The sequence below is a fragment of the Arthrobacter ipis genome (assembly GCF_014694315.1).
GTDB lineage: Bacteria > Actinomycetota > Actinomycetes > Actinomycetales > Micrococcaceae > Arthrobacter > Arthrobacter ipis.
This window is the reverse complement of sequence record NZ_JAAOXD010000001.1, coordinates 1,092,622-1,113,887: the sequence shown is the minus strand read 5'-3', so window position 1 is coordinate 1,113,887 and position 21,266 is coordinate 1,092,622. Positions and strand designations below refer to the sequence as shown.

Here is a 21,266-nt window from a genome sequence, read left to right as displayed (position 1 = left end):
GGCGCATGACAGTCCGGGTGTCCCGAGCCGGTCCGGCCAACTACTCTTAGTAGTGTGACTGAGCTATCTGCAAAACCTGCCTCTTCCCTGACCAGCACTTCACAGAGCGGTGCGGCCAACTATCCCGGACTCGACAACTGGCGGGACCTTCCCATCTCCCAGCAGCCGAGCTGGCAGGACTCCGAGGTCTTCAACGCCTCCGTCAAGGAACTGTCGGTGCTCCCGCCGCTCGTTTTCGCGGGCGAGGTGGACATCCTCCGCGAGCGTCTCGCCGCGGCAGCCCAGGGCAAGGCCTTCCTGCTCCAGGGCGGTGACTGCGCCGAAACCTTTGAGGGTGCCACGGCGGACAAAATCAGCGCACGGGTGAAGACGATCCTGCAGATGGCAGTGGTCCTGACCTACGGCGCGGCAATGCCCGTCATCAAGATGGGGCGCATGGCCGGCCAGTTCGCCAAGCCACGCTCCTCCAACGACGAGACCCGTGACGGCGTGACGCTGCCGGCATACCGGGGCGACATCGTGAACGGCTACGACTTCACCCCCGAGTCGCGGGGCCATGACGCCAGCCGCATGCTCCGCGCCTACCACACCTCCGCTTCCACGCTGAACCTCATCCGGGCTTTCACCCAGGGCGGATTCGCGGACCTCCGTCTGGTGCACACCTGGAACAAGGGCTTCACCGAGAACCCTGCCCACGCCCGTTACGAGTCCCTCGCGCGCGACATCGACCGCGCCATCAAGTTCATGGCATCCTGCGGCGCCGACTTCGAAGCCCTGAAGCGCGTTGAGTTCTTTGCCAGCCACGAGGCCCTTTTGCTCGACTACGAGCGTGCGCTGACCCGCATCGACTCCCGCACCGGCCTGCCCTACGGCACCTCCGGCCACTTCCTGTGGATCGGCGAGCGTACGCGCGAGCTGGACCACGCCCACGTGGACTACCTGTCCCGGGTCCGCAACCCGATCGGCGTCAAGCTCGGCCCGTCCACTTCCGGCGACGACGCCCTGCGCCTCATCGACAAGCTGGATCCCGAGCGCGAACCCGGCAGGCTCACGTTCATCACGCGCATGGGTGCCGGCAACATCCGCGAGAAGCTCCCGTCCCTCGTGGAAAAGGTCACCGCCTCCGGCGCCCAGGTCCTGTGGGTCACGGACCCGATGCACGGCAACACCGTCACCTCACCCAACGGCTACAAGACCAGGAATTTCGACGACGTCATCGACGAGGTGCGCGGGTTCTTCGAGGTGCACCATGCCCTGGGGACGGTTCCGGGCGGTCTGCACGTCGAGATGACCGGCGATGATGTGGCCGAATGCCTCGGCGGCGCCGACCCCATTGACCAGGAAGCGTTCCTCGATCGCTACGAGTCGGTCTGTGATCCGCGGCTGAACCACATGCAGTCGCTGGAGATGGCGTTCCTCGTGGCGGGCGCGCTCACCCGCCGCTAAGCGGCCCTGGGTTAAGCGGCCTGGGCAGATCCAGCAGCACAACGAAAGACCGGCGCCGGGGAGCACAGACTCCCCGGCGCCGGTCTTTCGTTCTTCGTCCCGGCTACACCACGGTGAGGGTGATGACGGAGCCTTCGGGTACCTCTGTGTCCACGGGATCCTGGTCCCGCACCGTGCCGAAGAAGCCGCCGAGGACTTCGTTGACGCGGACATCGAAACCGCGCTTCTCCAAGGCTTCGCGGGCCTCCCGGACCTGCTTGCCGATGTAGTTGGGCACCTTCACGAGCCTGGGACCCTCGGAAATCGTCAGAGTGACCGTTTGGCCCCTTGTCAGTGTTCCCGAAGCGGGTTCCTGGCTGACCACGGCCCCCTTGGGAATGTTCCTGTCGTGCACCGTTTCGTCGGCCACCTCAGCTTTAAGTCCGGCAGCTTCAATTGAGCGGACGGCCTCGTTCTGGTCCTGTCCGCGCACGTCCGGCACCGGAATGGGCTGCGGGCCTTTCGAAACTGTGAGGCTCACCGGCGTGCCGTGCCGCACGGACGTTCCCGCTTCCGGGGCCTGGCTTAGGACCGTTCCTGCCGGGATCTCCTCGTCGAATTTCTCCGTGACCTTGCCCAGTGCCATCTCGGCGCCGTTAAGCGCTTCCTTAGAGGCATCGAGCGTCTTGCCCGTCAGTTGCGGCAGGGGAAACAGCTGCGGACCCTTGGACACGAACAGCGAGACCTGCTGGAATTTGCGGATTTCCGTTCCGGCGCCAGGTTCGGATCCCACCACAAGACCGGCCTTGACGTCGTCATCGAAGACGTCCTGGGTGCTGGACTGGAAGCCTGCGTCCCGGAGCAGTTGCTGGGCCTGCGCCACTGTCCTGTTCGCCACGGCCGGCACGGTTCCGGGGGAGCCCGGTCCCATACCGAAGAACCATCCTGCGCCGGTGGCAAGGAGGGCAAGGAGCAGCAGGACAACAATCCAAAGCGCGCCCCTGCGCCGGGAATTGCCCTCCCGGAGCGTCCGGACGGGAGTGGCCGCAGCGCGCGACCGCTCCTTTTGTTCGTGGCGGTCCAGTTTCCGCTGTTCCCGCTTGCTCAGGGGGAGCGGCGCCGCCTCCGCCTCGTCGTCGTCGAATCCGTAGGACGGGAGCACCGGGCGGGATTTTGGAGGAGAGACGGGCCTTGGAGAGACGGGCGTTGGTGAGACAGGCGTGGAAAACACGGTGGTCGGGTTGCTGGTGCGTGAAATGACTTCCGTAGGACGGCCCCGGGGGACGTCATCGCCGTGAATAGGTGCCAGCAGCTCGGTGTGGCTTTCCAGGTCTGTTTGATTTGCCTGGCTTCCCTGTGCTCCCGGCCCGCCCTGGCCTGCCTGGCCGGGAGGGCTTCCCGGCATTCGGGACGGCATCCGGGCGGGTGCGGGCGGAGCGCCCATGCCGCGCGGGCCGGCGTCGGGGACCGTGCCCGTCGCCGCGGCCGCCTGAATGGCTGCAGGCGGTTGCAGATCCAGTTCGGAGTCGGTGAGGTTGGTTCGGATGTGGCGGAGTTCCGCCAGCAGGGCGTTGCCGTCCACCGGCCGCTGCTCGGGATCGCTGGCGGTACACCACTGCACGAGTTCGTCCACCTCCTCGGCGAGCCCTGGAACCAAGCCAGAGGGAGCGCCCACGGTGGAATTCACGTGCTGGTAGGCCACCTGGATGGGGACGTCGCCCTCGAACGGCTGGCGTCCGGTGAGCATCTCGAACAGCATGATGCCCGTGGCGTAGATGTCGCTTCGCGCGTCGGCCGCTTTGCCCAGCACCAGTTCCGGCGAGAGGTACGCGACGGTGCCGATCAGGGCGCCTGTGCTGGTTGACGTTGTCACGGCGCGCGCGAGGCCGAAGTCACCGATCTTGATCCGGCCGTCTTCGGCGATCAGGACGTTCTCCGGCTTGACGTCGCGGTGGATGATACCAGCGGCATGTGCAGCCCCCAGCCCTTCCACCACCGGATCGATGAGTGCCAGGGCCAGCCGGGGGGACAGGGCGCCCTTGCTGTTGATGACGTCGCGGAGGGTGTGCCCCTTGATGTACTCCATGACGAGGTAGGCGGTGTCTCCGTCGTGCCCTTGGTCGAGGACACCGACCACATGTGGGTGTGAGAGCTTTGCGGCTGCCCGTGCTTCGCGGGCCAGGCGGTCGAGGAAATTGCCGTCGTTAACCAGGTGGGGATGCAGGACCTTCAGTGCAACATCACGGTCCAGCCTCTGGTCCGTGGCCACATAGACGGTGGACATCCCGCCCCGCGCCAATCGGGACTTCACCTGGTAGCGGTTGTCCACCAGCGATCCAACGAAACTGCCTAAAGCGTTTTCCTGCACTCTTCGATACTAAGTGCTGCATGGAAACGGGTCCGAATCAACATGCGATCCGGACCCGTATCGTTATGCTCCCGGCGGCCGGGGTAGCCCGGCCGTGAGGCGAGTCGAGGGCGTCAGCTGAAGGTCTTGCGGTGGGCCTTGATGGCTGCCACGTAGTGCTTCGTGTCGGTGTACATTCCGTGCTTGTTGACCGAATACTGGCCCTGGTAATAGCCGGCAATGGCGTAATCCAGGTTCTTGCTGGTCCGGATCAGTTGGCGGATGATCGCGACTCCGGCAGTCGCGTTGTCGTACGGGTCAAGCAGGTTCAGCTTCCGGCCCACGAGGTCGGATGCCCATTCGCCGGAGGAGGGGATGACCTGCATGGTGCCGATAGCGTTGGCCGGTGACACTGCCCGCTGGTTGAACCCGGATTCCTGATAGGCGAAGGCCTGTGCCAGTGCCGGATCCACGCCCATCCGCCGGGCGGTGTCGGCCACGATGGACTGCATCTGGGCCAGGGACGGAACCGGCGAGGCGTTGAGCAGGGCCTTGTTCTTGTTGGCTGAGCTGACAACGGCTGCCGGGTAGGTGTAGCCGAGGAAGGAGCTGGGCACGAGCGGCGTGACGCTGGAAGCCGGCTGGACGGAGCCGGTCTTCCCGGGAATGGCGAGCTTCTGGCCGGGGTAGATGACGCTTGTGACCTTCAGCCGGTTCGCCGACAGGATGGCCGCGAGCTTGACGCCGTGCCTGGCTGCGATGCCGGACAGGGTGTCCCCGGACTTGATGACGTAGGACGCCGAGGGGGCGGCGGCCGGTGCGGCCGCCTTGGCCGGGGCCGCCGCGACAGCGGTGCCGGCACCGAGCCGGATCTTCTGGCCGGGGTAGATGATCGATGACACCTTGAGCCCGTTCCAGCTGAGCACCTGGGAGAGCCTGACGCCGTGCCGCCCGGCGATGCCGCCCAACGTGTCGCCGGACTTGACGGTGTACGTCCTGGCAGCGGTGCCGGCGGGCGCAGCAGCCCTGGCCGCCGGAGCCGCGGCAGCCTTCAGTTTGATCCGCTGCCCCGGGTAGATCACGGAGTTTGCCTTCAGTTTGTTGAGCTTCAGCACGGAAGTGGTGCTCAGCCCGTACCGGCCGGCGATGCCGCTGACCGTGTCCCCGCGGACCACCGTGTGGGCCGTCGGTGTGACGCGGGTGGGCTGAAGGCCTGAAGGAAGCGCAGCCGGTACGGAGGCTGCGGGGATGATGCCCGCTTTGACTGCGGCCGCCTGGGCCTCGATGGCGGCGGCGAGCGTCGCGGGCACTGCCTTGGGCTGGACGTCGGCCGCTGCGGGCTGGGCCACCGCAAGGGAGGAAAGCATGACGGCGGGGAGCGTGGCCGTCGTGGCCGCGATCAGTGGCAGGCCCGGCCGGGGTGACTGCTTGGTGGAGCGGGTCGTCGTCATGGGAAAGATCCTCTTCTCAGCGGCGAATGCTGTCGGTCATGCCAGTTGCTCGTGATACTTATGTTACTGGTGTTAATCGTGTTGCGAATGTTATCTATGTGAATCTCTCACGATTTTTGGGTTAGCACAAGAATCAGATTTCAGCCGGAAAGTCCGCCTGGCTGGGAGTGTCGCGCGCGAAAATGGAGCGCGCGTACACGGGCGCCGTTTCGACTAGGCTTGCGGGCGCCCGTCATGGCAACCTTGACCCGTGAGTACTGTAGAAACCCTTGTAGGCGACTGGTTGCCCCTGCCCGACGTTGCCCAGTTGTTGGATGTGTCCATTACCAAAGTCCACGGGCTCCTTGACGAGCGTGCGCTGGCCGCCCTGCGGATCGGGGAACGCCGGATCCGTTCGGTGCCCGCGGCATTCCTCCAGGACGGCCACGTCGTGGACAGCCTCAAGGGCACCATCCTTGTGCTGGCAGACGCCGGCTTCTCGGATGAAGAGCTTATTGGCTGGCTCTTCACCCCTGACGAGTCACTGCGCGGGCGGCCCATCGATGCCCTCCGGGAGGGGCGCAAGACGGAAATCCGCCGCCGGGCGCAGTCCCTGGCCTGGTAGCAAACCTGGCCTGGTAGCAAACCCCGCCCAGTAACAAACCCAGTCTGGTAATTAGCCCAGTGTGATCAAACGGGCCGGGCCAGCCGATTAGGCGGCCCGGCTCACCGTCGCCTCTGCCAGCCGCCGCAGCGCGGTCTTGGGGAGGTCTTCCAGCGGCAGAAGCTCGAGGGCTGCGTACGCCGCGGCGCCGAACTCCTCGATCAGCACCTCCGTGGCCTGCAGCGCTCCGCAGTCCGCCATGATCCGGCGGATCTCGGCCACGTCGTCCTCGCCCAACTCGGGGCTGCCGAGCTTAGAGTCGATGAACGCGGACTCCTCTGGGGTGGCCAGGTCCAGGGCGAAGGCCACGAGCACTGTCCGCTTGCCCTCCCGGAGGTCGTCTCCTGCGGGCTTTCCGGTGGTCACCGGGTCCCCGAATACGCCCAGGACGTCGTCGCGAAGCTGGAAGGCCTCGCCCAGGGGGAGCGCGAAAGCGGAGTAGCCCCGGAGCAGTTCGTCGGAGGCCCCGCCGAGCGCCCCGCCCAGGGCGAGCGGGTGTTCCGTCGAGTACTTGGCTGACTTGAAACGGATGATTGACTGGGCGCGGCTGACGGCCCCGGCGCGGTCCCGGACCGGCCCGGCCACCTCTTCGAGGATATCCAGATACTGGCCGGCCATGACCTCCGAACGCATGAGGTTGAAGATCAGCCTTGCCCTGCTTCCTGAGGCCGCCGTTGCGCCGATGTCGGTAAAGGCTTCCTCGCTGAAGGACAAGCACAGGTCGCCGGCCAGGATGGCTGCGGCGTGGCCGAAGCGTTCGCTGTCGAGGGCCCAGCCCTGGGACTCGTGGAGCTGGATAAAGCGGCGGTGCACGCTGGGTCCGCCCCGGCGGGTGTCCGACCGGTCAATGATGTCGTCGTGGATCAGTGCAGCGGCCTGGAACAGCTCAAGGGCTGCGCCTGCTGTGATGATGTCTTCGGCGGAGGCAGGGCCGCCCGCTCCGCGCCATCCCCAGTAGCACATGAGGGCACGCAGCCGCTTGCCGCCGGTGACCAGGTTGGAGATTGATCCCATGATGGGATCGATGTCCGGCGAGATTGCGGTCATGATCGACTGCCGGGTGGTCAGGAAGTCTGTCAGCTTTCCCGCCACGGCGGCCACGAAGTCCGCCTGCTCCACGCGAAGCTGCTCGGCCACCATCACTTGACGGACTCGGGAGTCACGTTGGCGCCGATGGTGAAGGTTGAAACGCCGCCCGTAGCCGGGACGGCGATATTCACGGTCTCGCTTCCCGCGCGGACGAAGTCCTTGGACGCCACGCTTCCCACGGCGTTGCCGGGAACAGCCGTAAAGCCCTGTCCCTCCAGGGCTTTGGTGTAATAGGCGACGACGGCGGCCGGCTTGGCGGAGATGGAGCCAACCAGTGCGACGGTGGCCGGGGAGATTGACTTGTCGAAGCTGCTGGCTACCACCTTGGCCCCGGGCATCACGGGAAGAAGCTTTGACGGGAAGCCGGCGACGAGCGCTCCTACGGTGGCCGACGTGCCGGGGGAAGCAGACGGGCTGGCGGTTGCCGTCGCGGACGCCGTGGCGGCCGCTGTGTTCGTTGCCGCGGCAGCGGGGGAGGCCGAAGCCGTTGGGGCGGGTGTTGCGGAACCGGGCGCCTGTGCCGTGCACGCCGATGCCGCCGCCACTACGGCCGCTCCAGCGGCGAGCAGCCCAAGGCGGGCAGGCATGAGCGTTCCAATGACCTTCACAGGTGCGGTCCTCCTGGGTGTTGATGCCGGATTCAGCCTCCAGTTTAGTCAGGTGCAGGGCATAGGATTGCAGATGTGGGGCTGGACGACGACAGAGGGCAGGCGGAAGCGCGGCTGCGGGAGCTCCGGCGGGCGAGCATCATGCACGTCGATATGGACGCTTTTTTTGTCTCGGTAGAACTGCGCGCCCGCCCTGATCTGCGTGGCCAGCCGGTGATAGTGGGTTTTCCGGCGGAGCGTTCCGTGGTGCTGTCAGCTTCGTACGAGGCGCGCAGGTTCGGCGTGAAATCGGCGATGCCTATGGCCGTGGCCCACAGGCTGTGTCCGCAGGCAGTTATCATCGAGCCCAGGCATAAGCTGTACTACGAAGTCTCCGGCCAGCTGATGGGCATCTTCGAGTCCATCACCGAGCTCGTTGAGCCGCTCAGTGTGGACGAGGCATTCCTTGACGTCGGAGGGGCAATCCGCAGGCTTGGTCCGCCGAGTGACATAGGGCAGCTGATCCGGAGAAGGGTTGCTAGCGAACTTGGCATCACGGCGTCCGTGGGGATCGCTGCCAGCAAGTTTGTGGCCAAAATCGCTTCCACCCGGTGCAAGCCGGATGGGCTGCTGCTCATCCGTCCGGAGCAGACCGTCCCCTATCTTCACAGCCTTCCGGTCAACGCCCTGTGGGGTGTTGGAGGCAAGACGGCGGAAGTGTTGGCCCGCATGGGAATCCGTACCGTGGCGGATGTTGCCGCCACCCCGGTCTCTTCGCTCAAGAAGGTGCTGGGCGCCACGGGCGAACACGTTCACCGGCTCTCCTGGGGTATCGACAGCCGGACGGTCACCCCGGTGCGGGTGGAGAAGAGTATCGGAGCGGAGGAAACGTTCGCCTTGGACACGGCGGACAATGCCCTGCTGCACCGGGAGCTGCTGCGGCTGTCACACCGCACCGCCGAGCGGCTGCGCGCTTCCGGGTTAGTGGCCCGGACTGTGGCGCTCAAGCTGCGGTACGCCGATTTCTCGACGGTGACCCGAAGCCGCACGGTCCACACGCCGCTGGACAGCGCGCAGCTCATCTATGCCGTGGCCATTCAGCTGCTGGAGTCGTTGGGCAGCCGTCCCCTGATGGTCCGGCTGGTAGGTGTCCGTGCGGAGCAGCTGGAAGCGGCCGCCCAGACATCCCTTCAGCTGAGCCTGGACAGGCGCGACGACAACTGGCGGGCCGCTGAACAGGCTTTGGACAAGGTGGCGGAGAAGTTCGGCAGCAAGTCCGTTCTTCCGGCCCGGCTGCTTGAGCCCGGAAGCGGCAACCCCTGACGTGATTCCGGCGACACCGGCGGGCGCGGGAAACCGTGTTCATGGCCGCGGATCAGTGTCAGGTCAAGGCCCATGCAGTTTTGCCGCCCGTGAAAAGCGTCTTTCAGAACAGCGCCCAACAAACTATCCTTATAGATACAAAGATTTCGAACGTCGACATGTGTGGATCACCTGACCCGCCGCGTCAGTATGCTTGAATTCCTGGATCTGCCAACGCTGGCAGGACCGGGAACCTGGATGGCATGCCGGTCGTTGACGAGGCAGGAACAACCGGTTCCGGCCTGTCTGGACGTTGGCCTACTTAAGGAGGTCGTGATGCCGCTCTCGGAGCACGAACAGAAGCTGCTCGAGCAACTCGAGAGGCAACTGCATGAGGACGATCCCAAGTTCGCCAATTCCATGGGCTCGGATCCCGGCCGCAGCTGGTCCACCCGGCACATCGTTATTGGCGTACTGGCCACGCTGGCCGGGGTGCTGCTCCTCCTGGTAGGGGTCTCCCTCCAGAACATATTCGTAGGGGTCCTCGGGTTCGTCGTCATGGGTGCCGGAGTTTACTTTGCCACGATGCGCAGCGTTGCCGCCGGCAAAGCGAAGGCCGGCGGGCATGGCCGGAAGTCGAAGAGCAAGAGCTCCTTTATGAACAGCCTTGAAGAACGATGGGATGAAAGGCGCCGCGGGGAGTCCTGAGTCCGCGCTCCACTTCCCACCACCTCCACTTCGCACCACCCTCCATATTGCACCACGGGGTCCATCCCGGTTGGTCGCCCATAATCCAGGAATGACCCGCTACGGCGGGTCATTCTGCTTTAACCAGCGGAACGGCGCCTGTTGACCCGCGGAACTGGTCCCCGGGCGGCCCAATTTCCCTCCACTTTCCACCCCCGGGCAAAATCCCCGCGATTCCGCGGAAATATGTTCGTCCCAGTAGCAGAGAATTGCCCGCGTCGCGTTGACTGTGGGGAGAAGTGGAGTAAAGTGGAGCGCGTAAGAGGGTAGTGGCAGCGCGGGGGTTGTTCGGCTTCAGACGGCAGACGGGCGGTGGGACGTGTTCCTTGGGACACACTCGCCGCGTCTTGACGAAAAGGGCAGGATCATTCTTCCCGCCAAGTTCCGTGAGGAACTTGCCGGCGGACTTGTTCTCACGCGAGGCCAGGAGCGCTGCATCTACGTCTTCAGCGAGCAGGAATTCGCGAGGGTACACGAGCAGATCCGGGAGGCTCCGATCTCCAACAAGTCGGCTCGTGACTACATCCGGGTTTTTCTCTCTGGAGCCTCGGACGAGGTACCTGACAAGCAGGGGCGCGTGACCATACCTCCCGCGCTCCGGGAGTATGCAGGTCTCGGCAGGGAGTTGGCCGTTATTGGGGCCGGCACCCGCGCGGAGATCTGGGATGCGCAAGCCTGGAATGAGTACCTGGCGGAAAAGGAAACCTCCTTCTCTGAAACTGACAACCCCATCGCCGGCATCCTTTAGGCCGGCCCGAACCGTATCCGTTTCTTGGACGAGATCTCCAGCCGCCCATCCCTGCCGACTACCTGGCTCACTTCCCCGGAGCCAGGCAGCCAACGGGATAGGCGCGGATGGGGATCTGGCCCAAGAAACCACCCCAAGGAATCATTCCAGGCGCTCAAGGAAGGACGAAGGCATGACAGAACCCGACCAGCCGAAGCCCACGTCCGAACGCCATGTACCGGTCCTGAAGGACCGGTGCATCAATCTTTTGGCGCCCGGATTCGAGGCGGCACGCCTGCGCGGTGAAACGCCGGTGGCCATTGACGCCACGCTCGGCATGGGTGGGCACTCCGAAGCCATGCTCCAGCGCTTTCCTGACCTGCACCTCGTGGGCATCGACCGTGATGAAGAAGCCCTGGCGCTGGCAGGTGAACGGCTGCAGCCTTTCGCGGACCGCACGGACCTGGTCCACGCTGTTTACGACGAAATCGCCGAGGTGCTGGAGGACCTCGGCATTCCGGAGGTCCACGGCATCCTAATGGACCTCGGGGTCTCGTCCCTGCAGCTCGACGAGCGCGAACGCGGTTTCGCCTATTCCTTTGACGCACCCCTGGACATGCGGATGGACACCAGCCGCGGCCAGACGGCGGCGGACGTCGTTAACAACTACAGCGAAGAGGAACTGGTCAGGATCATCCGCAAGTGGGGTGAGGAAAAGTTCGCGGGGCGCATCGCCAACAGGATCGTTGCCGCCCGGGCGGCAAAGCCGTTCGCCACCACGGGGGAACTCGTCGAACAGATCAGGGCGGTGGTTCCGGCTGCCGCAGCCAAGTCCGGCGGGCATCCGGCCAAGCGCACCTTCCAGGCCCTGCGCATCGAGGTCAACGAGGAACTCGAAGTCCTCGAGCGGGCCGTTCCGGCGGCGGTGGATGCCATCGCGCTCGGCGGCCGGATCGTCGTGATGTCCTACCACTCCCTGGAAGACAAAATCGTCAAGGGCGTTTTCCAAGCCCGCTCGAAATCATCAGCTCCGCTCGGCTTCCCCGTGGAGCTTGAAGAACACAAGGCCGAACTCAAAACCCTGACCAAAGGCACCGAGGTGCCCACCGCCGTCGAGATCGCAGAGAATTCGCGCGCAGCATCAGCCCGGCTGCGCGCAGTGGAACGCATCAGAGCCAGGAGAGCAACATGAGCACCGCAGCTGCCAGGAACCTCGCCCTTCCGTCCGGCCCGAGCGTCCATGACATAGAGGCCGGGCTTCCGGGGTCGGCCCGCAAGGCGCGCACCCCGCTGTCCCTGGTCCGGTCAGCACCGGCGAAGCGCCGCGCGCCCTTCGTTGTTCTCTGCTTCGGCATGCTGGCGGCCGCGCTGATTGCGGTGCTGGTGCTCAACATCACTGTTTCCACAGCGCAGTACCAGCTGGTCAAGCTCCGTGCGGAACAGACCAAGCTGACCAAAGAGAACCAGGATCTGACACAGCAGGTGCAAAACTTTGAGGCTCCCCAGAATCTTGCTGCCAAGGCCGCACAATTGGGAATGGTTGCTTCCACCGGCAAGGGACAGGTTGATCTTTCCACGCTGACCGTGAGCGGGGATGCCAAGCCGGCGGTCAAGGGAGACTCGGCAGGAGCGGTGATCGCTGCCCCTGCCGTCCCGGGTCAACTGAATGTGGTCCCGCCCGCCAGTTCGGGCGAGCCGCTGGAAAGCAGGGCACCGGCTGCCGGTGAAGCGGCAGCTGCCCAGCCGAAGAGCCCGGCTGCTGCGAAGCCGGCCGCGCCGGCGGCTGCGGCCAAGCCCGCGGCCCTCAACGGGGGCACCATTCCAGCGCCCGAGCAAAGGACGCCGGGGCAGTAGGGCAGGAACAGGCGGCTGGTAGCCGCATGGCAAGCAGTAGGGGATGAGCGTGGCGCAAGGCAAGAGCAAGGCAAGCAAGAAGAAGGCTGCTAACGCCACGAAGAGGCTCCGTCTCGGACTCAGCATCATGCTTGCACTGCTGGTGGTTGTCGGCGGAAAGCTCTTCCTGGTGCAGGGACTGGACGTCGGCGGCATGGCTGAAGCTGCCTTGGACAACCGGTTGCGCCCCACCGTGCTGCCGGCCGAGCGCGGCAGCATCCTGGACGCCGGCGGAGCAGTGCTGGCGAACAGCGTGATCCGCTACAACATCACTGTTGACCAGTCTGTAAACACCAAGACGGAATCCTTCAAGCGTCTTGAAAAGGTAAACGGCAAGGACGAACTCGTCACCGTTTCCCGGGACCAGGGGATCTCCGAGCTTGCTGCCGTCCTTGGCATGGACGCCGAGGACGTGCGGAAATCCGTCACCGGAACCAGGACCTACTACATAGTGGCGAAGGACCTCCGGCCCGACGTCGAAAACCGGGTCTCGGAACTGCAGATCCCGGGTATCTTCTCCGAGGGAACCAGCAAGCGCGTCTACCCAAACGGCTCGGTGGCCGGCGGCATTGTGGGCTTCCTCGAGAATGGAACCACCGGTCTGGCCGGCCTCGAGCAGACCCAGGACGAAGTACTGCGCGGCACTGCGGGCAAGCGCGTGTTCGAAATCGGCGCCGACGGCCTCCGCATTCCCGTGGGCATCGACGAACTGACGCCCGCGCAGGACGGCAAGGACGTCAAACTCACGCTGAACTCGGATCTCCAGTATTTCGCCCAGCAGGCCATCCAGACCCAGTCGGACAAGCTCAGTGCCGAGTGGGGGGTCATCATCGTCTCGGACGTGAAGACCGGCAACATCATCGCCATGGCCGACACCAATACGCCCGACCCCAACGACCCCGGCAAGGTGGCCGCAAAGGACCGTGGCGTCCGCTCCGTTACGGCCGCCTACGAGCCCGGGTCTGTGGAAAAAATGATCACCGCCGCCGCGGTCATCGAAGAGGGCAAGGCCAAACCGCTGGACACGTTCGTTATCCCGCCCTCCCTGGTGGTGGACGGCCAGCAATTCGACGATTCCTTTTCCCACGGGACCGAGAAGCGGACCCTGGCGGGCATCCTGGGCTGGTCCATGAACACGGGCACCGTGATGGCAGGCCAGCGCCTCAGCAAAGACCAGCGGCACGACTGGCTGCAGAAGTTCGGAATCGGTGAGGCACCGGAGATCGGCCTGCCGGCCGAGGCGAAAGGCATCCTGACCCCGGCCGACCAGTGGGACGGCCGCCAGCAGTACACGGTCCTGTTCGGGCAGGGTGTCTCGCAGTCAACGCTCCAGACGGTCCGCGCCTACCAGTCCATTGCGAATGACGGTGTGATGCTGCAGCCGCGGCTCATCGACAGCTATATCAGCCCGGACGGAACCGAGGAAAAGGTGGCGGCCAAGCCATCCCGCAGGGTGGTCTCGGAGCAGACGGCGCAGCAGGTGAGGGACATCCTCGAAAGTGCCGTCACCGAAGGCCAGATCAAGGAGGCCGCGATCGACGGCTACCGGGTCGGGGCCAAGACCGGTACCTCGCAATCGCCCTGCGACGACGGGACCGCAGGCTTCTGCGGGTACACCGCCTCGATGGTGGGGATGGCGCCGATGGACGATCCGCGGTTTATTGTGGAGGTGGTCCTGCAGCGTCCCAAGGGATCCATTTACGGGATCACCAACGGGCCCGTGTTCCGCTCGGTCATGAGCCAGGCACTGCGGACGTACAACGTTCCGCCGTCCAAGGGCACGCCCGTCAGGCTGCCGCAGTTCGCTAAGTAACGCCCGCCAAGAAAGACCCGCGGTGCACCTGAACAACAGTTCTGTCGTGTCCGCTGGTCCGCTAGCACCAACGGAGATCCAGTTGTCACAGCACCATGACCCCGGCACTGCCGACGCCCCGGAGGGGCAGGCATCCAAGAGCGGCTTCCGGCCCACCGCCGTTGCCGCCGTCGAACTGGGTGTCATCGGCCAGTCAGTGGGTGTTCCGGTGCCCCGGGCCTCCGCGTCCGTTCAGGTCACCGGCATCTCGCTCGACTCCCGCTCCGTGGAACGCGGAGACCTGTATGTTGCCCTGCCGGGGGCGTCGCGGCATGGTGCCGACTTCGCCGCGACGGCGATCGGGTCCGGCGCGGCTGCGGTACTGACGGACGACGCCGGTGCGCGGCTTCTTGCAGTCGGCTCGGACCTCGCCGTGCCCGTGCTTGTGGTGGCCGAGCCCCGCAGCGTGGTGGGCCGCCTGTCCAGGCTGATCTACCGGAGCCAGGCCGCCGACCTCCCCGGCCCCTCGATGTTCGGCGTGACCGGCACCAACGGAAAAACCACCACCACGTACTTCATCAACGCCCTGCTGCAGGCGATGGGCAAGAAGACCGGACTCATCGGCACCATCGAGATCCTGGCCGGCGGGGACCCGATTCCGAGCCTCCTGACCACCCCGGAATCCACCGATGTCCACGCCCTGCTTGCCCTCATGCGGGAACGCGGCCTTGACGCCGCATCCATGGAGGTCTCCTCGCACGCGGTGTCCTTCCGCCGCGTGGACGGCGTGGTCTTCGACGTCGTCGGTTTCACCAACCTCACCCAGGACCACCTGGACCTGCACGGCACCATGGAGGAGTACTACCGGACCAAAGCGGAGCTGTTCACCGCCGAACGCGCCCGTGCTGCTGTCGTGACGGTCGACGACGAATGGGGACGGCGGCTTGCCGCCCGGACTGAGCTTCCGGTCACCACGCTCGCAACCCTCCAGCCCGGCAGCGGGCCGGCCGCCGATTGGACCGTCACCGCACCGAAGCCCCGCGGCCTCGGTACGGAATTCACGCTCCGCGGCCGGAACGGCACGGAACTGCGCGTACACACGGGCCTGCCCGGGGCGTTCAATGTTTCCAACGCGGCGCTGGCCCTGACCATGGTGCTCGCCGGCGGTGCAGACCCCGCCGAAGTGCAGGCAGCACTCGATGCCCGGGATCCGTTCACCGTGGCAGTGCCCGGCCGCATGCAGCTGGTCTCCACCCGGCCGGCCGCCGTCGTCGACTTCGCGCACAACACGGATGCACTGGCACGCGCCCTGGAGGCCGTCCGGTCCCCGGAGCCCGCGTCCAGGGTGATCGTGGTTTTCGGCGCCACCGGCCAGCGCGACCAGGGCAAGCGCCCTTCCATGGGCGCCACCGCAGCCCGGCTCGCCGACGTCGTGATCGTCAGCGATGACGACCCCCACGATGAGGACGCCGCGGCGATCCGCGCCGAGGTGCTGGTCGGTGCCACGGACGCCAAGGAAACCGAGCGGCTCGACTGCAAGATCATGGAAGTTTTCCCCCGCGCTGCCGCCATCCGTGAGGCCGTCAACCTGGCGGCTCCGGAGGACACCATCCTGGTTGCGGGGCGTGGGCACGAAGTGTGGCAGGAGGTCAAGGGAGTGAACCTTGCCCTCGACGACAGGGTGGAACTACGGAACGCCTTGACGGCACGAGGATTCACCGTTCTCCAAGACGACGGGATAGAGTCCTAGACCGACATGATTGAACTTACTGCGGCGGAAATCGCCGAAATCACCAACGGCCGGCTGCTTGCCGACCCCGGCGTCACCCCCGCATCCGTGGTGACCGACTCGCGGGAGGCCGTTGCCGGCTCCCTCTATGTCGCCAAACCGGGCGAAAGCGCAGACGGGCACAGCTTCGTGGGTGCCGCTTTTGACCGCGGAGCGGTTCTGGCCCTCACCGAACGCGAAATCAAGGACGACGGCGGCCGGAACTATCCGTCCGTCGTCGTCGAGGATGCGGTGCTGGCCATGGGCGCCCTCGCGGCAGAGGCAGTGCGGCGGATCAGGCAGCACCGCGAGTCGGCGGGTGAACAGCTGACCGTCATCGGCATCACCGGTTCGGCAGGCAAAACCACCACCAAGGACCTGCTCGCGGGAATCCTGTCGGCCGAGGCGCCTACCGTTGCACCCCAGGGTTCCTACAACGGCGAGGTCGGCGTGCCCCTCACCGTGTTCCAGGCGGGCTTTGACACCCGGTTCCTGGTCATCGAGATGGGGGCCACCGGCATCGGACACATCCGCTACCTGGCCGACATGGTCCGGCCGGAGATTGGCGTGGTGCTCGGCGTCGGAACAGCCCACGCCGGGGAGTTCGGCGGCGTGGAAAACATCGCGGCCGCCAAGGGCGAACTCGCCGAGGCCGTACCCGCTGCAGGCACCGCCGTGCTGAACCTTGACGATCCGCGTGTTGCCGCCATGGCCGCCCGGACCCGCGGCATTGTTCTGGGCTTCTCCTCCCGGGATGCTGATCCGGACGCTCCCGCCGTCCGGGCCGCCAACCTGGACACCAACGCCTCAGGCAACCCCGAGTTCGACCTCGAAGTGCCGGGGGAGCCCACGGTCCGGGTCAGCAGCAAACTCATCGGCGAACACCACGTGGCGAATCTCCTCGCCGCCGCGGCGGCCGCGCACGCAGCCGGCATACCGGCTGACAGGATCAGCGCATCGCTGAGCTCCCAGTCCGCGGCAAGCCGCTGGCGCATGGAGCGGACCGAACGGCCCGACGGCGTCACGGTGATCAACGACGCGTACAACGCCAACCCGGAATCCATGCGTGCGGCGCTGCGCACGCTGGCCGACCTCGGCCGCGGACGCCGCACCTGGGCCGTGCTCGGGGCCATGCTGGAACTGGGCGACGATTCCATCCGCGAGCACACCGCAGTCGGCACGCAGGTAGTGCGGCTGAACATCTCCCGCCTCCTGGTGGTGGGCCGGGAAGCGCGTTCGCTGTACGTTTCCGCCGTGCAGGAAGGGTCCTGGGGCGATGAATGCATCTTCGCCGAGACTGTTGATGAGGCATACGAACTGCTCCAGGAGCTGCTGGAACCCGGCGACCTGGTGCTCTTCAAGTCCTCAAACAGCGTCGGACTGCGCCACTTGGGCGATCGGATAGCATTACCCCCACACGCCACCCCCACAAATGCCAATGAAGGGAGCGAGCTGCTGTGATTGCACTACTGATCGGCGCTGGCCTGGCCCTGCTGCTGGCTCTGGTGGGTACGCCGCTGTTCATCCGCCTGCTGGTCCGCAAGAGCTATGGCCAGTTCATCCGCGATGACGGACCCACCTCGCACCACACCAAGCGCGGCACGCCCACCATGGGTGGCACCGTGGTGGTGGGCGCAGTCCTGCTGAGCTACGGCCTGACGCACCTCATCATGTGGCTCATGAACCCCGAGTCGGCCGGGCCGTCGGCCTCGGCGCTGCTCCTGCTGTTCCTCATGGTGGGGATGGGCCTCGTGGGCTTCCTGGACGACTTCATCAAGATCTCACGGCAGCGCAGCCTGGGCCTGAACGCCAAGGCGAAACTGATCCTCCAGGCGGCGGTGGGCATCATCTTCGCCGTCATGGCCCTGTACTTCCCGGATACGGACGGCCTTACGCCGGCGTCCACCAAGATCTCGCTGGTCCGTGACATCCCGTGGCTGGACCTGGCGTTCGGCGGCACCGTCCTTGGCGCGATCCTTTTTGTGCTGTGGTCAAACCTGATCGTCACCGCCGCCACCAACGGCGTCAACCTCACCGACGGCCTGGACGGACTGGCCGCGGGCGCCGCCGTCATGGTTTTTGGCGCCTACACGCTGATGGGCATCTGGCAGAGCAACCAGGCCTGTGGCTCGCCGCGTCAGGCCGGTGGCGGTTGTTACTCCGTCCGGGATCCGCTGGACCTGGCGCTTCTCGCGGCCATCATGAGCGCCGCGCTGGTTGGCTTCCTGTGGTGGAACACCTCACCGGCCAAAATCTTCATGGGCGACACCGGCTCCCTCGCGATCGGCGGCGCCATCGCAGGGTTCGCCATCCTCTCCCGCACCGAACTGCTCCTCGCCTTCATCGGTGGCCTGTTCGTCCTCATCACGCTCTCCGTCATCATCCAGGTGGGCTACTTCAAGGTGACCAAGGGCAAGCGCTTCTTCAAGATGGCGCCGCTGCAGCACCACTTCGAACTCAAGGGCTGGGCGGAAGTCACCGTGGTTGTCCGGTTCTGGATCCTCGCCGGCCTGTTCGTCGCCGCGGGCCTTGGCATCTTCTACGCAGAATGGGTGGTCCTCCTGTGAACGGCTCCGAATCCCACCCTGAAGTATCCGGTCCGGCCAGGCTCGGCGGCCTGGTCAGCTGGGATTCCGACTGGGCCGGACTGCGCGTCGTGGTCACCGGAATCGGTGTCTCGGGCTTCGCTGCCGCGGACACCCTGATCGAACTCGGCGCCCGCGTGGTGGTGGTCGACGGCGCCACCACGGAAACTGCGCAGGCCAAGGCGGACACGCTGCGGATCGTGGGTGCCGCCGACGTCCTCCTGGGGGAGGAGGCCGTCCGCTCCCTGCCAAAGATCGACGGCCTGAAGCCGGACCTCGTGGTCACCTCGCCCGGCTGGCGTCCGGACCAGGCCCTGCTCGCGGCTGCCGCCCGTGCACACATCCCGGTCTGGGGCGACGTCGAACTCGCCTGGCGCCTGCGCGTCCGCGAGGGCCGGAAAACCGCCGATTGGCTCACCATCACCGGCACGAACGGCAAGACGACGACGGTCGGCCTGACCGAGTCCATGCTGCGGGCCGCGGGTCTGAAAGCGATCGCAGTGGGCAACGTCGGCACGCCCATCCTCGATGCCCTGCGTGACCCGGTGGAGTACGAGGTCTTCGCGGTGGAGCTCTCCAGCTTCCAGTTGCACTGGTCCGATTCCGTCTCGGCGGTGGCCAGCGTGTGCCTCAACGTCGCCGAGGACCACGTGGACTGGCACGGCTCCTACGAGTCCTACCTCGCCGACAAGGCCAAGATCTACGAAAACACGCAGAAGGCCTGCATCTACAACGACGAGCAGATCGAAACCGAACGCATGGTGGAGGACGCTGACGTGGTGGAGGGCTGCCGCGCCGTGGCGTTCACCACCCTCACGCCGGCCATCAGCATGCTCGGCGTCGTGGAGGGCCTGCTCGTTGACCGGGCCTTCATCGCCGAGCGGAAGGACAGCGCCGTCGAACTGGCGTCCATGTCCGACCTCGGCCCGGTGGCCCCCCGCCACATGGTGGCCAACGCCCTGGCCGCCGCCGGCCTGGTGCGCGCCTACGGCGTCAGCCCCGAGCACGTGCGCGAGGGACTGCAGGCCTACATCCCGGGAAGCCACCGCATCCAGCCGGTTGCCAAGCAGCACGGCGTTCTCTGGATCAACGACTCCAAAGCCACCAACCCGCACGCCGCCTCCGCGTCCCTGGCCGCCTTCGACCCTGTGGTGTGGATTGCCGGCGGCCTGTCCAAGGGCGTCAGCTACGACGACCTGGTCCGCGACCATGCACGCCGCCTGAAGGCCGTGGTGCTCATCGGCAAGGACACGGCGACTCTGGAAGAGTCCCTGCAGCGACACGCACCGGATGTCCCCGTCATCCGGCAGGCGGCAGGCCACACTGAAATTGTGCAGTCTGCCGGAACCGGAGATGGCGCCGCGCCGGATTCAGCCGAAACCGGGGAGGCGGTGATGGCACGGGCCGTCGCATCGGCGGCACAGCTCGCTGCCTCGGGTGACACTGTGCTGATGGCCCCGGCTGCTGCATCCATGGATCAGTTCTCTTCCTACGCTCACCGTGGCGACGCCTTCATTGCAGCGGTCCGCGAGCTCGTGGAAGGGGAGGCCCGGACCGGCAAGGAGTAAGAATGGTCAGCACACCCACACGTCCCGCGGCCGCCCGGCAGCGGGCGGGGGAGAACCCCAGACCGGGTGCTGCACCGGAGACTCCGGCATCCAGGATTCCCACGAGCGGCCGGCTGCTCCGGTGGTACAGGCGCTTCTGGTCCGCCCTTGAGGGAAACGGCAAGTCGCGCAACGGCTCCACCTACTACCTCATCCTGGGCACCACGCTGGCCCTGACCGCCATCGGCATCATGATGGTGCTCTCTGCCTCCAGTGTGGAGGCCATTGCCGCGGGTGAGTCGCCGTACACGGCGGCACTCAAACAGGGCCTGTTCGCCGGCATCGGCATTTTCTGCATGTTCATGCTGTCCCGGATCAACGTCGTATGGCTGAAGCGGCTCGCGTGGCTGGGCATCATCATTGCCTACGCCCTGCTGGCCCTCGTGCTGGTCATTGGCACCAGCGTCAACGGCAACAAGAACTGGATCGACGTCGGCGGGTTCTTCACCCTGCAGCCTTCCGAGGCAGCCAAGCTTGCCCTGGCCCTGTGGATGGCCACCGTGCTGGCCAAGAAGGCGTCGCTGCTGCACCACTGGGGACACGCAGTGGTCCCCGTGGTTCCCATAGCCGGGGGGATCATTGGACTCGTCCTGGTCGGAAACGACCTCGGCACCGGCATGATCATCATGCTCATCACGGCCGCCGCCCTCTTCTTCGCCGGTGTGCGCCTTTACCTGTTCGGGTTCGCGGCGGTGGGCCTGGGTGCGGTCATAGCGTTCATGGCCATGACCAGCTCCAACCGGGTCTGCCGCATTACCTCGTGGTGGACCGGCCAGAGCTGCGGCGACGGCATCGACGCCAACTACCAGTCCACCAACGGCCTCTACGGGCTGGCGTCGGGCGGCTGGTTCGGCGTCGGGCTCGGTCAGAGCCGGCAGAAATACAGCTGGATTCCCGAAGCCCACAACGACTTCATCTTCGCCATCATCGGTGAGGAACTCGGGCTGGTGGGGACCGTCGTCGTCCTGGTCCTGTTCGCCATCCTGGGTGCTGCCATCTACCGCGTGGTGGTGGCGCAGGAGGACCTGTTCCACCGGGTCCTTGCCGGAACCATCATGGTGTGGCTGCTGGGCCAGGGGACGGTCAACATGGCCGTGGTCACCGGCCTGATGCCGGTGATCGGCGTCCCGTTGCCCTTCATCTCCTACGGCGGCTCGGCGCTGCTGATGTCGCTCTGCGCGATCGGCGTAGTGTTGTCACTGGCCCGGGAACAGATGGCGCCCAACATCCGGCCCCGTAAGTTGCTCGGTCCGTTGCGGCTGCCCGGGCGCAAGAAATCCCGTACGAAAGCGTAACCAGCACC

General features: G+C 65.8%; 17 protein-coding genes. 13 read left to right on the top strand and 4 right to left on the bottom strand.

Annotation, left to right across the window (positions count from 1 at the left end):
• Positions 1–54 precede the first annotated feature (54 nt).
• Positions 55–1,446, top strand: coding sequence for a class II 3-deoxy-7-phosphoheptulonate synthase (locus G9E11_RS05255; RefSeq protein ID WP_190603441.1), 1,392 nt, complete (start codon positions 55–57; stop codon positions 1,444–1,446).
• Positions 1,447–1,549: 103 nt separating this feature from the next.
• Here G9E11_RS05255 and G9E11_RS05250 read toward each other — a convergent pair whose 3' ends face one another.
• Positions 1,550–3,793, bottom strand: coding sequence for a Stk1 family PASTA domain-containing Ser/Thr kinase (locus tag G9E11_RS05250; protein ID WP_190603439.1), 2,244 nt, complete (start codon positions 3,791–3,793; stop codon positions 1,550–1,552).
• A gap of 113 nt (positions 3,794–3,906) precedes the next feature.
• Positions 3,907–5,223 carry a lytic transglycosylase domain-containing protein gene (locus tag G9E11_RS05245; RefSeq protein WP_190603437.1) on the bottom strand — a complete coding sequence of 439 codons (1,317 nt, stop codon included), beginning with the start codon at positions 5,221–5,223 and terminating at the stop codon, positions 3,907–3,909.
• Positions 5,224–5,473: 250 nt separating this feature from the next.
• On the opposite strand from G9E11_RS05245, the gene G9E11_RS05240 reads away from it, so the two are divergent.
• A complete protein-coding gene (locus G9E11_RS05240) occupies positions 5,474–5,827 on the top strand; it encodes an Rv2175c family DNA-binding protein (RefSeq protein WP_190603436.1) in 354 nt (117 codons plus the stop codon).
• A gap of 87 nt (positions 5,828–5,914) precedes the next feature.
• Here G9E11_RS05240 and G9E11_RS05235 read toward each other — a convergent pair whose 3' ends face one another.
• Together G9E11_RS05235 and G9E11_RS05230 are read right to left on the bottom strand one after the other, a co-directional pair.
• On the bottom strand, positions 5,915–7,009 hold the full coding sequence (locus G9E11_RS05235; protein ID WP_414635171.1) for a polyprenyl synthetase family protein: 1,095 nt from the start codon (positions 7,007–7,009) through the stop codon (positions 5,915–5,917).
• Entirely contained in the window at positions 7,006–7,563 is a 558-nt protein-coding gene (locus G9E11_RS05230; protein ID WP_190603433.1) for a hypothetical protein, read from the bottom strand. The genes G9E11_RS05235 and G9E11_RS05230 overlap by 4 nt, the downstream gene beginning before the upstream one ends.
• 141 nt (positions 7,564–7,704) lie before the next feature.
• On the opposite strand from G9E11_RS05230, the gene dinB reads away from it, so the two are divergent.
• The 11 genes from dinB (at position 7,705) to ftsW (ending at position 21,258) form a co-directional block, all read left to right on the top strand.
• Positions 7,705–8,865: a DNA polymerase IV gene (gene dinB, locus G9E11_RS05225; RefSeq protein WP_190603665.1), complete on the top strand. Its 1,161-nt coding sequence runs from the start codon at positions 7,705–7,707 to the stop codon at positions 8,863–8,865.
• Between the two features lie 315 nt (positions 8,866–9,180).
• A complete protein-coding gene (locus G9E11_RS05220) occupies positions 9,181–9,552 on the top strand; it encodes a DUF3040 domain-containing protein (RefSeq protein WP_102973963.1) in 372 nt (123 codons plus the stop codon).
• Between the two features lie 358 nt (positions 9,553–9,910).
• Positions 9,911–10,339, top strand: a complete 429-nt coding sequence (mraZ, locus tag G9E11_RS05215) for a division/cell wall cluster transcriptional repressor MraZ (RefSeq protein WP_102973964.1) — start codon at positions 9,911–9,913, stop codon at positions 10,337–10,339.
• Between the two features lie 172 nt (positions 10,340–10,511).
• On the top strand, positions 10,512–11,510 hold the full coding sequence (rsmH, locus tag G9E11_RS05210) for a 16S rRNA (cytosine(1402)-N(4))-methyltransferase RsmH (protein ID WP_190603431.1): 999 nt from the start codon (positions 10,512–10,514) through the stop codon (positions 11,508–11,510).
• Positions 11,507–12,172 carry a cell division protein FtsL gene (ftsL, locus tag G9E11_RS05205; RefSeq protein WP_190603428.1) on the top strand — a complete coding sequence of 222 codons (666 nt, stop codon included), beginning with the start codon at positions 11,507–11,509 and terminating at the stop codon, positions 12,170–12,172. The genes rsmH and ftsL overlap by 4 nt, the downstream gene beginning before the upstream one ends.
• 43 nt (positions 12,173–12,215) lie before the next feature.
• Entirely contained in the window at positions 12,216–14,024 is a 1,809-nt protein-coding gene (locus G9E11_RS05200; RefSeq protein WP_190603426.1) for a peptidoglycan D,D-transpeptidase FtsI family protein, read from the top strand.
• A gap of 82 nt (positions 14,025–14,106) precedes the next feature.
• Complete coding sequence (locus tag G9E11_RS05195) at positions 14,107–15,753, top strand: UDP-N-acetylmuramoyl-L-alanyl-D-glutamate--2,6-diaminopimelate ligase (RefSeq protein WP_190603424.1); 1,647 nt, start codon at positions 14,107–14,109, stop codon at positions 15,751–15,753.
• Between the two features lie 6 nt (positions 15,754–15,759).
• Positions 15,760–17,232, top strand: coding sequence for a UDP-N-acetylmuramoyl-tripeptide--D-alanyl-D-alanine ligase (locus G9E11_RS05190; protein ID WP_190603423.1), 1,473 nt, complete (start codon positions 15,760–15,762; stop codon positions 17,230–17,232).
• Positions 17,229–18,338, top strand: coding sequence for a phospho-N-acetylmuramoyl-pentapeptide-transferase (gene mraY, locus G9E11_RS05185; RefSeq protein ID WP_190603421.1), 1,110 nt, complete (start codon positions 17,229–17,231; stop codon positions 18,336–18,338). Before G9E11_RS05190 ends, mraY begins: the two co-directional genes overlap by 4 nt.
• On the top strand, positions 18,320–19,924 hold the full coding sequence (gene murD, locus G9E11_RS05180; protein ID WP_190603419.1) for a UDP-N-acetylmuramoyl-L-alanine--D-glutamate ligase: 1,605 nt from the start codon (positions 18,320–18,322) through the stop codon (positions 19,922–19,924). Before mraY ends, murD begins: the two co-directional genes overlap by 19 nt.
• 2 nt (positions 19,925–19,926) lie before the next feature.
• Complete coding sequence (ftsW, locus tag G9E11_RS05175; RefSeq protein WP_190603417.1) at positions 19,927–21,258, top strand: putative lipid II flippase FtsW; 1,332 nt, start codon at positions 19,927–19,929, stop codon at positions 21,256–21,258.
• The last annotated feature ends 8 nt before the right edge of the window (positions 21,259–21,266 follow it).

Coding starts and splice junctions, on each gene's coding strand:
- G9E11_RS05245 (WP_190603437.1), bottom strand. CDS start 5,223: ATGACGACGACCCGCTCCACCAAGCAGTCACCCCGGCCGGGCCTGCCA.
- dinB (WP_190603665.1), top strand. CDS start 7,705: ATGCACGTCGATATGGACGCTTTTTTTGTCTCGGTAGAACTGCGCGCC.
- G9E11_RS05220 (WP_102973963.1), top strand. CDS start 9,181: ATGCCGCTCTCGGAGCACGAACAGAAGCTGCTCGAGCAACTCGAGAGG.
- rsmH (WP_190603431.1), top strand. CDS start 10,512: ATGACAGAACCCGACCAGCCGAAGCCCACGTCCGAACGCCATGTACCG.
- ftsL (WP_190603428.1), top strand. CDS start 11,507: ATGAGCACCGCAGCTGCCAGGAACCTCGCCCTTCCGTCCGGCCCGAGC.
- G9E11_RS05200 (WP_190603426.1), top strand. CDS start 12,216: ATGAGCGTGGCGCAAGGCAAGAGCAAGGCAAGCAAGAAGAAGGCTGCT.
- G9E11_RS05190 (WP_190603423.1), top strand. CDS start 15,760: ATGATTGAACTTACTGCGGCGGAAATCGCCGAAATCACCAACGGCCGG.
- murD (WP_190603419.1), top strand. CDS start 18,320: ATGGGTGGTCCTCCTGTGAACGGCTCCGAATCCCACCCTGAAGTATCC.
- ftsW (WP_190603417.1), top strand. CDS start 19,927: ATGGTCAGCACACCCACACGTCCCGCGGCCGCCCGGCAGCGGGCGGGG.